Raw genomic sequence first — 12,423 nt, forward strand, 5'->3', positions numbered from 1 at the left:
TATAATATAATTATAATGTTATACTTATAATTTATGCTTATTATATAATTTTTTCCAAATCTATATTTTCTTCGATAATTTTAGCCAATTTATCCATATTTTCTTCAAAAGTGTTGCCATAATTATCGGTGGTTATTGGATTAAGACCTTTCTTCACCCTTACTAAATTTACCAAATAGTTTCTAAACTGGTAATTGTCGAGGATTCCATGGAGGTATGTTCCAAATATATAGGATTTATCAATAATATTAGTATTATCATTAATAGTATTATTTCCGTGATTGGCATCTTCTTTTTTATCTTTTTTATGCTCTATTATTTTTATAGCTCCATCAAATCCATTTCCATCATTTCCAAAGCCTTTAATCAATTTTATAAGTGGTTTTTCATTTGATATGGTAATACCTTCATGGAGCTCATATCCTGAAACTTTAAATTTTAACCCATCTACTTCCAAAATACCTTCTGAATTTTTTATGGCTTTTTCATTTCCAAAGTGCGTTTCCATATCAAAAAGTCCAAGACCTTCTATCGATTTAATATTTCCCTCGGTATTTTCTTCATCAATTAATTTCACTCCCATTGTTTGGTATCCTCCGCAAATTCCAAGAACAATCCCTCCATTTTTTACAAATTCTAAAATCTTCTTATTCATCCCATATTTCTTCATCAACTGCATTTCAACAGTGGAACATCGCGTTCCCGGAAGAATAAGAATATCTCCTGTAATATCATCCTTAAAGTCTATAAATTTCACAACTGCATCTTTTGAAAGGGTATCTACATCGGTAAAATTTGAGATTTTTGAAAACTTTAAGACATCTACTTCCACAGAACTTTTTATATCTCCAAAAACCCTTCTATTTTGAAGTGCCTGACTGTCTTCCTCAGGTAGTATTAAACTGTCATCATAGGGGATAACTCCTAAAACAGGTATGTTTGTTAATTCCTCAATTTTTTCAAATCCATTTTTTAAAACATCAATATTTCCTCTAAATTTATTTATTACAAATCCTTTTATCAACTTCCTCCATTTTTTTGGAAGCAATTCAACAGTTCCATATATGGATGCAAATACACCTCCCCTATCAATATCTGAAATCAAAATAGCATTGGCATTGGACATTTCCGCAATTCTCAGATTTGCAATATCATCATCCAAAAGGTTTATTTCACAGCAACTTCCAGCTCCTTCCATTACAACATAATCATAATTTTTATCCAAATAATCGAGACTTTCCTTTATTTTATTTAAAAAATATGCTTTATTTTTTCGATATTCATTATAATCCATATTTTTATATGGTTTGCCTTGGACAATTACCTGCGATGTAAAGTTTCCCTTAGGCTTTAGCAATACTGGATTAAAATGAATTGATGGTTCTGTTTTTGCAGCTAAACTCTGAGTATATTGTGCCACGGCTATTTCTCCGTCTTCTTTGGCAACCCTTGAATTTAAACTCATATTTTGAGATTTAAAAGGTGCAACTTTGTATCCCCTATTTGCAAGAGCTCGGCATAATCCCGAAACCATTACAGTTTTTCCACTATTTGAAGAGGTTCCAACAACCATGATAAATTTTGCCATTATTTCACCAAAATAGAATTTAGAATTTAGAATTTTTGTAACTTATATTTTGACCTATATTTTAACTTATATTTATTTCAAAGCAATATATATTAAAATCTTCTTATCATTAATTTTTCTAATATTATTTATAATATTAAAATAATTAATAAAAATATTTATATATACATAAAATCCATTTTAACATGCAATATTTAATGCAAATGCATCTTAATTTAAAAATGTAATTAAAAAAATTAATAACTAACCACATATTAAAAATATTGGTGATATAATGGGAGATATTAAAGCTATGGATAAATTAATGGATAAATTTAGAAGTAGAAAAGACGAATTATATAAACAAAAAGAAGAAGGAAAAAAAGTATTTGGATTATTCTGCTCTTTTGTGCCAATTGAATTAGTTTTAGCAGCAGATAGTATTCCTGTTGGATTATGTGGTGGTAAAGATTCAACAATTCCAGCAGCTGAGGAAGATTTGCCAAGAAATATATGTCCTTTGATAAAATCATCCTATGGATTTAAAAAAACAAAAGCATGTCCATATTTTGAGGCAGCAGATATTGTGGTTGGAGAAACAACCTGCGATGCAAAGAAAAAAATGTTTGAATTACTTGAAAAATTTGTTCCAATGCATGTAATGCAAATCCCGCACTTTAAAGATGAAAAATCGTTTAAATTATGGTTAAGTGAAGTAGAGGAATTTAAAGAACTTGTAGAAAAAAGCACGGGCAATAAAATAACCGATGATAAACTTAAAGAATCCATAGATAAAGTAAATAAAATGAGGAAGTTATTCTACAAAATATACGAATTAAGGGCAAAAGACCCTTCGCCAATTAAAGGTGCTGACGCTTTAAAATTATTCCAATTTGCCTATTTACTTGATGTAAATGACACGATAGCAATACTGGAAGAATTAGTAGAGGAATTAAAAGAAAGAGTGGCCAACAACAAAGGACATAAAGGAAAAAGAATTTTGATTTCAGGATGCCCTATGGTAGCAGGAAACTCAAAAGTTGTAGATTTAATTGAAGAATGCGGCGGTATTGTTGTAGGAGAAGAGAGCTGCACAGGAACAAGACAGTTTGAAAATCTCGTTGAAGGATACACTGTGGAAGATTTAGCAAGGAGATATTTCAATATAACTTGTGCATTAGCATTTAAAAACGATAATAGGATTAAAAGAATCAAAGAATTGGTTAAAGAATTAAATGTTGAGGGTGTTGTTTATTACAGCCTCCAATACTGCCACACTTTCAATGTAGAAGGAGTTAGAGTTGAAGAAGAATTGAAAAAAGAAGGAATCCCCATTATTAGAATTGAAACAGACTATTCTGAAAGTGATAAAGAACAGTTAAAAACAAGATTAGAGGCATTTATTGAAATGATTTAATTTCACTCTCTTTTTTATTTTTTATAATTAACATCTAAGTTACCACAAATTTATTAATGTAATAAAATTATAGGATTTATAGTTTTTTATTATTATTTTATTTACTGACAGTGTGATTACGGTATTCCTCTCTTTATTAGTTCTTTACTACACGATTTAACCACTTCATAAAATGATAAACCATATTTATGGCTTAAATATTCTATGCAATTTGAAACTATTGCTAAAAATCTAATAAACCCTATATTACTATTTTTAGATGTTAAATAGTTCCCTTCAATTTTTAAAACTGATTTATCCCTTCGATGCTTTTCTTCTATCATAGGTCTCTTGATATATTCCCCTATTATATTTTCTGCCTTCTTTTTATGGTCTATACATACCAAATACTTGGGTTCTTTCTGGTTTCGAAGCGAATCTGAAAGATTCGCTGACTTACAAAAACCCCTTGGGTTTTTGTTAAGTTTCATTAGCACTGCAACGATTTTAACCCTACCTACATTAGGGATATTAACCACTTTATGATATAGTTTAACTTCTGTTTCGTTAATTGTCCTTAATTTAAACTTATTTTCTTCCAAATCCTTCTTAAATAGTTTTTCTATTTGGACTTTCTTACCAAAATACTCAACTATGATGTTTTTCTTAATTTTCCCAATGTAACATAGACCCAATTTCTTAGACTCCTTCATAACATCCTTTGTAGTTATAAAAGCGTCTCCTATTACCGTCCTGATATCGGTGTTGGATAAGAACCCAAGAATATCTATAAATATATTTGTAGATTTTTTGTTTAAAGGTTTTGTTGTAGTATAAATTGAGTATATCCCTTTTTATTATGATAAATACAGCAATTTATTTGTTCTTGATATAATTTTCTATGTTCTTCGATGTAATTATATCTAATAATACATCCATAAACCTTTTCACTCCATCTCCTTATGAATGTTGAATCAATTATTGCAGTGAATCTAAACCTTTTATCATTCAAGATATCGGGAAGGCTTGCTAATTGGTTATATACGCAAATCTCATTTTTTGATAGTTTTTGAATGTTTTTGATGATGGTAGTTCTGTGGATTTTTGAAATACTCTCTGAAAATGCTTTAATGGTCTTTATTGGGGTTAGCACTCTAACCTGTGCAAACCTGGATAACTCATCTGAATAGTTAAATCCTAAACTATTTATAGAATTAGTGAGTACATTATTAAGTGTTTCTAACATGTTACCACTAAACTTTTTTATTTGAGTATGTTCCTTTTAACTATTTTTATTTTTCGATGTTAAGGTTGATATCGTTAAATCACACTATCAGTTCTTAAGTAATTCATTATTTAATTTTTCAACATCTGTTTTATTTAATTCCGACAATAATTCAAACATTTTTTCATTAATTTTTTTTAACATCTTTTTATCATACCCAAATAATAATTTAGATAGATAAACATATAATTTAAAGGATTCCCCATCTTTTACTGTATCTAATAAATTATCTATACTTTCATTTTCATTTTTTTCTTTTTTGATATTAATTATATATGATAATATATTTTCTGCGAAATAACCCTCATCTTCAGGATATAATAATTTACATGCTAAACTATCAAACATATAACCACTTCTTATTGCATAACCTAAGTTTGGATGTATCTTATTAAATTTCTCAATAGTTTTGGGTAATACAATATCTTTGTAGTTAATATTATTAGAATTATATAACTCTTTTAATTCATATATTTTAGGATACAATTTTATATAATTTTCTGTAAATTTTATATATTCTCCATTTTCTGAATAAAATAACAATTTTAATAAATATTTAATCAATTTTTTACCATTATTTATATTGTATAATATTTTATAGTTTAGATATATTGATTGTAAGTTTAGCAAATCATAATTTATATAATATTTTACCATGGTTTTTTTATTATTTTTTATATATTTATTATTTACATCTACATCCATATATGATGTATCACTTCGTCCAATATTTTTAAAATATTGTGTATAATTATTTAATTTATCATCCATATTTTTTATTTCCAAATATTTATTATAATAAAATTCGTAGAGAATTAAAAAATATAAAACGAAAATAGTATCAATTAAATAGTTTTTACTACCGCTTTTTAACCTTTTTACCATATTCTCAATGTGATTTTGATTTGGATAATATTTTTTAAGATAGTATTTTGAATTTGGCAATATACCTTCCAAACTAATACAAATGAGATTTGGAATTAGATTCTTTAAATCCTTATTAATACTCTCTGATGTTTTAATTTTAACTAAATAATCATATTTATTCAAAACTTTCTTAAATGTCTTGGATTTGTAAAATTAATTGTTTCAAAAAATTTTGCTAATCTTTCAGCAATTTTATCATTATTAAAAAACCTATATTGCATAATAAATTTTTTTACATTAAATGTTTTTGGCATGTTAAATGAAAAATTAAAAATCTTTTCTAAATATTCCTCTGCTTTTTCTCCATCGTTGTATTTATGTTTAAGTGCTTCTTTTACTGCTTCTTTATCTACTGCACAGATGTAATTTATATTGTCTCCACTGGTAAAAAATAATTTGAGAGATGCCAAAAATTTTAAAATATTTTCTCTTTCACACCTATCTAATTCATCTATAAAAACTATAAGCCGTTTATTATTTTTACTGAGAATTTCAGATATTTTATTAAGTCCGTTTTTTAAATTTTCTACTTCTTTATATCTTTCGCTACCACATTCAAAATTTAAATTAAAAAATCCTGTATTAACATTAACAGATTTTAAAACCACTGCACCAGATTTTAAAATTTCATTTTTTATTGCTTTAATTCCAAATTTAATATCTGCATATTTTTCCAATTCTTCAATTATTTTATTTAATAAAGCATATGCTACATTTTCTTCATTTTCATAATCCCAAGCGTCGAATTTAATTGCGATAAAACTTTCTTTTTTTACTTTTGTATTTTTTAAATGCATTTTTAGCATTTTTAGCATTTTAGTGATACTGTATAACTCTATAAGATTACCGTAATTATTTATAATTTCTTCAGTGTAATTTTCACTTAATTCAGCCATTAATGTTTTAATTATACTACTCTTACCACTACCCCAATTCCCATATAATGCAATTATTTTATAATCCTTCAATATATTAGATTGGAAACTTTCTTTAATTACCTCGATTTTTTTACGAGTTTCAAAAAAGTCAGTTTTTTCAGTTAGTGGAATCGGTTCATCGGTTTTTATACTATAATTTTTTGTATTTATGAGTTCATTTATAGACAATTTTTTTACAATATCGCATGTCGATGATATGAGAAATATTGTCGATTTGATGCATATTGTATAATATCCTATATAAATTAAAACTCAAAAATAAGACTATTCCGATAGTTATGCTAATCATTAAATTAATATCATAAGAATATAACCAATATAATATTCCAATAATCATCATATTACATGATAAATATAATAGTGCTATAACAAATATATAAAATATTATTTTTGATAATGATAATTTTAATATTAGCATGATAATATATAATGGCGTCACACGAAATATTATTATTAATAAGGATAATATATTTTTTGAATTAAGTATATTTAATATTAACATAATAACAGCCACCAAATATCCAATATAATAAATAGGCACATGGTTAAATAACAAAAAATCAGGAGCTTAATAATATTGGTTAAAATATACCATGAGCCTATCGATAAAACAAAATACAACAGTGCAAATATAAAATCATTAAAAACCATATCTACAATATTTTTTGATACCATTTCAGTCGTTTGAAATGAGTTGCATTTATGAGTTCTTATATAGTCATCTGTGTTATTAAATAATACCATACCAAATGACAATGCAGTAATTGAATAACCATAAACAAGCATAACAATATATTTAAATGTTGAATTATATATGTTAAGTATAATTTCAGGATATGCTCCATATAATAATAAACATCCTATCAATAACCATGAAAAAATTTTAATCCCGCATCTTTCCAAAATATTTTTAATAAAATTAACCAATATATTTACCACCCACCCCAACTTTGAGAATAACTATTTTATATATTTATTTAAATTATTTTATCCTTAATACATTCACACAGAGCTCCGAAATCCTCCTCACTATGTCCCACATTTATACTAACCCTTAACCTCTCCATACCCCTTGGAACAGTTGGATATCTTATGCCTACACAGAAGATATTATTTTTTATTAAATGTTCTGCAATATCCATAGTTTTTTCTTTAAAAATGAATGGATAAATAGGCGTTAAATTATTTTTCTCTATTAAATCATATTCTTTAAAAATTCTATTTGCGAGCTCTATATTTTCTTGCAATTTTTTTGTTAAAGTTCCTTCTTCCATAATCTCAAAACTTTTAATACACCCGCTAACAACAGACGGCGGAAGGGCTGTGGAATATATAAAACTTCTGGATGTATTTATAAGGTATTCAATCACTTCCTCAATACCACATACAAAACCCCCCAATCCACCAACAGCCTTTGATAATGTTCCTATTTGGATTATATTGTCCGATGGTTTTAAATTAAAATGTTTTAAAGTGCCCTTACCATTCCCTAAAACCCCAGTACCATGAGCGTCATCTATTATTAATATACCGTTGTATTCATCGGCAATATTTTTTAATTTATCCAGTGGAGCTATATCCCCATCCATAGAAAAGATTCCATCTGTGATGATAAATAAATTATTGTAGGAGCTCCGATTCTCCTCAATTAAATGAATTAAATTATCCATATCGCAGTGGTTATAAATTAAAACATCCGCTTTACTCAGCCTGCAACCATCTATTATGGATGCGTGGTTTAATCTATCGCTTAAAATAATATCTCCCTTTTTACACAATGTACTAATTACCCCAACATTTGTAGCATAACCCGACGAATATATCAGAGCTCCCTCAGTTTCTTTAAACTGTGCTATCTTTTCCTCCAATAATTGGTGATTTATATTCCCAGATGCTAATCTTGAACCTGTTGAGCCAAATCCATATCTTAATCCATCTTTTACTGCATTTATTACCTCTGGATGCTTTGATAGACATAAATAATCATTTGAAGAGAAATCTAAAATATTATCGATATTATCTTTTTTTCTTAAAAATCTATATAAATTATTATTTTTTATATTTTCAATTTCCTTTTTAATCTGTTCTTTGAACATAATACCCCATTATAAATTTTTTTATCCATCTTTTTCTTTATTTAACAATATATGGTTTATTTTCCAATTTATAAATTAAATCATCGATATCTATATTATTCTTAACAAAAAATACCCTTCCTCCTTTTTCAATTTCCTTCTTTAAATTGGTGATTCTAAAATAGCCGTCCTTTGTGGCTATATACCCCGTAGTATATGATTTATTATCTGATGTGCAGAGCTCCGCAATCACACCTAAATTTATTACCTTAGAAGCTATTGCAATAGCATCAACTGTTCTATCTGTTCCAATATTGTTTTTTAAAATTTTTTCCTTTAATTCATCCGTTGTGGAGATATTTTTAACCCTTATGCCCCTTTTTTTATCAGGTTCTAATCTTTCTCCCTTTAAATTTAGAATAGATGCCCCTCTCATTCCTCCATTATCTATTATTTTAAATGCCTTTTCTATTAAATCATCGTTTATTCCTTCTTTATTTAGAATATCTTTTGCTATTTTCCTTGCTTCCTCTTTATTTTTGCAGTTTATGGTTTTTATCGGCAAATGGTTTATATAGGTAATATCATTTTTATCCAGTTTTTCAATTTTTATATTTATAAAATCCGGAGCTCCGTTTTCATGAGATAATGCCCTTTTTATAAATTCATTAACAACGGTTTCAATATTCCCATTGATAATTGTTTCAGCCCCTGATATATGTTTCCCATTTTCTGATGCTCTCATTTTTATACTGAACATATTATCATCATTTTATTTTATTTTTAATTTTTTAATTATTTTTATTTTATCTTATTTTTTAGTTTAATTTTATATATTATTATTTTTATCGTTATTATGTTTTTATTATTTTATCTTAACATATGAGTTATATACTATCTTAATTTATCATGATTAATCATTATATTAAAAAAGCCCTATTTGTCATTATTTTTCATTAAAAACAATTGTCATGATTTATCATGAGCAAAAAAGTATATATAGTAGTTTATACACTACTATAATCAAGGAAAAATAAATAAAATAAAAAAACGGTGATATTATGAATGTAAAGTTAAACACACTTCCAGTAAAAAATGATGATAAATTGAAAGACCTTGAAGAGTTCTCAAAAGATTTAAAAAGACCATTTAGAGGAGACAAAACAGTAGCAATACTTGCTTATGTGGTTGGTGCATTAACAATAGCTTCAATATTGTTGTAAATGTTATGTATAGAAAAAAATAAATAATAACATAAAAATTAGTAATAAAAGTAAATAATAGAATAATAAATGGATAATTATATTAATATAATATAGAAACGGAAAATTATTGTTTTATAAATCATTGCCACATAGGTAAGTATTTAGTTTTGCTGTTTTCCATTTGCCATTAATTTATAATAATTAATAATGTAGTATATGATAAATCAGAGCTCTTTTATAGGAATTGCAGTAGTTATACAAAAATTTACATTAGAGTCTTTTTTGAGTCGCATTTTATCGGCTTTGCACTTAACCACTTCACAATTTAAATTTAGACCATTAACATTTAGTATTACTCGGTAGGTGCATAAACTTGAAGGGAATATTTCAACGATTTTTCCAGAGTATATATTTTCGTTTCTATAATGGCATTTGCAATGACTTATTATCATTATATCCTCAGGTCTTATACCTATCAGAGCTCTACCACATTGACATTTGTAATCCATATAAATATCTATTTTTCCATTGCTGAATATGTATTTTCCATTTTTTTCTTCAATATATCCATCCAACAAGTTTCTAACACCTGTAAATTCTGCTACAAATTTATTTTTCGGTTTTTTAAGTATTTCATCAACGGTTCCTACCTGTTCAATTTTTCCATTTTTTATAATCGCAATGTGTTTTGCAAGGGCTATCGCCTCATTAAAATCATGGGTAACATGTATAATGGTAATATTTGATTTATTGTATATTTCCCTGAGCTCGTATAACAATTTTTCATGTATAAGCCTATCAAGTGAGCTCAGTGGTTCATCGAGAAGTATTACTTCTGGCTTTAATACAAGTGCCATTGCAAGGGCTACTCTTTGTTGTTCTCCCATACTAAGATTTTTTGGATATCTGTCCAATAAATGTTCTATTTTCAATATTTTGCAGATATTTTTAATCATTTTTAGTTTTTCATTATTTTTCTCTTTTATACCAAATCCTATGTTTTCTTTTACAGTTAAATGTGGAAATAAATATCTACCATTGCACATTGCAATTTTTCTTTCATTTATGGGCTTTTTAGTAATATCTTCACCGTTAAGAATTAATTTCCCTTCATTTGCCTTTCTAAATCCTGCTATTATTTCTAAAAGTGTGGTCTTCCCACTTCCACTTAATCCAAGAAATACAAAGTAATCATTATTTTCTATTTTAAGATTATCGATTTTTAGTGTAAAGTTGTTTAATTTCTTTTTTAAATTTTGGATTTCAAGCATAATATCCCATTTTATAATTTAAATTTAAACCAATGGATGAGAAAAAGATAATAATAAATTAAGGTAATAATGCATAGGATAATAAAGATAATTCTATAATAAAGAAGGAAAATTAAATATTTATTTAAATTTTAATTTTTTTAAATCTTTTTAATCTTTTATAGTAATTAAACTCTATTTCATTTTTATTTTCCGCATTCGCAGAATCTTTCAAGATTTAATATTTTTGAGACTCCTGCAACTGTTGTTCCATAAAATATTATTCTTTTATTGTATTTTTTTGCCATATCTAAAATTTCAAAGATTGTTCCATTTGCCGCGGTGCTTCCCGTAGATAATACAATATCTGAATTTTTTATTAGGTATTCATTCATATCGGCGTGATATATTACAATCCCATGTTTTATTCTTCCAATATTGTTAAAATCTAAATCTGTTGCCATTACATTTTCTTTTCCAAATGTATCTACCATCTGCTTAATTATTGCAGGATGGTATCCAATTATGCCAATTTTTATATTTGTTCCCAGCTCGCTTACAATATATTCAGAAAGTTTTTTTGCACATATTTCAGGCTCGTTTTTTATGCAGTGTTCTGTTTTTTCAGTAAGTCCCAAATATCTCATAACGGCATTCAATGTTGCTATAACAAGCGGATTATAATCTGATTCTAATACCTCTGCAATGGTTCCTTTAAATTCCTTTAAATCCCCCGTAAATGCATCACCAACAGCCCCCTTAAAAAATGCCCTCAATAAAAACTCTTTACCATTTAGCAACGGATAATCACTTATTCTTGTTGTATCCAATTGCACATTTACGGGATGTGCTTCGATAGGTTCATTCAAAAGATTATTTTCTTCTACAAGTTTTTTAAACTCTTTTTTAAGGAGATTAAAGCTTTCAAAATTACTGTTTTTATTTTTATTTTCATTCTCACGGTTCATAATTATCACCTATTTTAACTATTGTTTTTATTGAGAATATAATTAATACTGCAACTACAAGAAATATAAATGCCACTGAAAGTGCGAGCTCTAACTTACCCACAGATATATTTAGAAATACGGCAATAGGTAATGTCTCAGTTTTCATCTTTGTAGCTCCTGCAAGCATTAATGTGGCTCCAAATTCCCCTATACTCCTAGCCCATGCAAGAATCATACCTGCAAGAATGCCATTTTTTGCCATTGGTAATATTACCTTAAAGAAACTTTTTAGCCTGCTAATTCCTAAACTCTGTGCTATATATTCGTATTTCTCATCTATACCTTCAAATACTGCTTTTGATGTTTTAATGATAAATGGAGTAGCAACAAAGAACTGTGCAACAATTATTCCTATTGGACTAAATATTATATTTATGATGCTTTCAGCAATTCCTCCAATTAGTGTATTTCCAAAGAACACGAGAAGAGCAAAACCTGATATAAGTGGTGGAAGTATCACCGGCAAATCTACCAAACTATCTATTAATTCCTTTCCTTTAAAATTATACCTTGCAAGAGCATATGCAGAAGGAATACCCACAATAGCACCAATTAATGTGGCAATTGATGCAGTCATTAAGCTAAGTTTTATGGCAAATTGAATTTCCTTTGAGAATATTGCCTCTTCAAGTGTTTCTATGGATACTTTACCAACAATTGTTAGCACAGCAAATATTATAAATATAACAAAAATTGATAAAGCAGATAATGAAATAAATTTTAATAAATTTCTCATATTATCCCTAAATTTTATATTATTTTATTTTATT

Annotated in this window: 13 protein-coding genes; 2 read left to right on the top strand and 11 right to left on the bottom strand. The window is 27.1% G+C overall.

Going from position 1 to position 12,423, the window contains the following annotated elements; translation table 11 throughout:
* Nucleotides 1-40 precede the first annotated feature (40 nt).
* Nucleotides 41-1,588 (bottom strand): cobyric acid synthase CobQ, encoded by a 1,548-nt coding sequence (cobQ, locus tag METOK_RS07840; RefSeq protein ID WP_013867682.1) that lies wholly within the window; start codon nucleotides 1,586-1,588, stop codon nucleotides 41-43.
* Nucleotides 1,589-1,862: 274 nt separating this feature from the next.
* Between cobQ and METOK_RS07845 the strand changes: the two genes are divergently transcribed.
* Complete coding sequence (locus METOK_RS07845) at nucleotides 1,863-2,984, top strand: double-cubane-cluster-containing anaerobic reductase (RefSeq protein ID WP_013867683.1); 1,122 nt, start codon at nucleotides 1,863-1,865, stop codon at nucleotides 2,982-2,984.
* Between the two features lie 116 nt (nucleotides 2,985-3,100).
* Here the strand turns inward: METOK_RS07845 and METOK_RS08675 are convergent, their stop codons facing one another.
* The 7 genes from METOK_RS08675 to METOK_RS07885 all read right to left on the bottom strand — a co-directional run bounded on the left by METOK_RS08675 (nucleotide 3,101) and on the right by METOK_RS07885 (nucleotide 8,948).
* Nucleotides 3,101-3,676 carry a hypothetical protein gene (locus METOK_RS08675; protein ID WP_013867651.1) on the bottom strand — a complete coding sequence of 192 codons (576 nt, stop codon included), beginning with the start codon at nucleotides 3,674-3,676 and terminating at the stop codon, nucleotides 3,101-3,103.
* Nucleotides 3,677-3,777: 101 nt separating this feature from the next.
* On the bottom strand, nucleotides 3,778-4,209 hold the full coding sequence (locus METOK_RS07855) for a hypothetical protein (protein ID WP_013867684.1): 432 nt from the start codon (nucleotides 4,207-4,209) through the stop codon (nucleotides 3,778-3,780).
* 87 nt (nucleotides 4,210-4,296) lie between these two features.
* Entirely contained in the window at nucleotides 4,297-5,298 is a 1,002-nt protein-coding gene (locus METOK_RS07860; RefSeq protein WP_013867685.1) for a hypothetical protein, read from the bottom strand.
* A complete protein-coding gene (locus METOK_RS07865) occupies nucleotides 5,295-6,281 on the bottom strand; it encodes a KAP family P-loop NTPase fold protein (protein WP_013867686.1) in 987 nt (328 codons plus the stop codon). Before METOK_RS07865 ends, METOK_RS07860 begins: the two co-directional genes overlap by 4 nt.
* Nucleotides 6,282-6,608: 327 nt before the next feature.
* Complete coding sequence (locus METOK_RS07875) at nucleotides 6,609-7,052, bottom strand: hypothetical protein (protein WP_013867688.1); 444 nt, start codon at nucleotides 7,050-7,052, stop codon at nucleotides 6,609-6,611.
* A 38-nt stretch (nucleotides 7,053-7,090) separates the two neighbouring features.
* The gene (gene bioF, locus METOK_RS07880; protein ID WP_013867689.1) at nucleotides 7,091-8,209 is read right to left on the bottom strand and encodes an 8-amino-7-oxononanoate synthase; all 1,119 of its coding nucleotides are present in this window, start codon (nucleotides 8,207-8,209) and stop codon (nucleotides 7,091-7,093) included.
* A 37-nt stretch (nucleotides 8,210-8,246) separates the two neighbouring features.
* Nucleotides 8,247-8,948, bottom strand: coding sequence for a 6-carboxyhexanoate--CoA ligase (locus tag METOK_RS07885; protein WP_013867690.1), 702 nt, complete (start codon nucleotides 8,946-8,948; stop codon nucleotides 8,247-8,249).
* Between the two features lie 301 nt (nucleotides 8,949-9,249).
* Here METOK_RS07885 and METOK_RS08755 point away from each other — a divergent pair, with 301 nt between their 5' ends.
* A complete protein-coding gene (locus METOK_RS08755; protein ID WP_013867691.1) occupies nucleotides 9,250-9,411 on the top strand; it encodes a hypothetical protein in 162 nt (53 codons plus the stop codon).
* Between the two features lie 206 nt (nucleotides 9,412-9,617).
* Here METOK_RS08755 and METOK_RS07890 read toward each other — a convergent pair whose 3' ends face one another.
* The 3 genes from METOK_RS07890 to METOK_RS07900 form a co-directional block, all read right to left on the bottom strand.
* Nucleotides 9,618-10,664, bottom strand: coding sequence for an ATP-binding cassette domain-containing protein (locus METOK_RS07890; protein WP_013867692.1), 1,047 nt, complete (start codon nucleotides 10,662-10,664; stop codon nucleotides 9,618-9,620).
* Between the two features lie 185 nt (nucleotides 10,665-10,849).
* Nucleotides 10,850-11,611 carry a Rossmann-like domain-containing protein gene (locus METOK_RS07895; RefSeq protein WP_013867693.1) on the bottom strand — a complete coding sequence of 254 codons (762 nt, stop codon included), beginning with the start codon at nucleotides 11,609-11,611 and terminating at the stop codon, nucleotides 10,850-10,852.
* Nucleotides 11,601-12,389, bottom strand: coding sequence for an ABC transporter permease (locus METOK_RS07900; RefSeq protein ID WP_013867694.1), 789 nt, complete (start codon nucleotides 12,387-12,389; stop codon nucleotides 11,601-11,603). The genes METOK_RS07895 and METOK_RS07900 overlap by 11 nt, the downstream gene beginning before the upstream one ends.
* Between the last annotated feature and the right edge of the window lie 34 nt (nucleotides 12,390-12,423).

This window comes from Methanothermococcus okinawensis IH1 (assembly GCF_000179575.2).
In the GTDB taxonomy this organism is placed as follows: Archaea; AGJL01; Methanococci; order Methanococcales; family Methanococcaceae; genus Methanofervidicoccus; species Methanofervidicoccus okinawensis.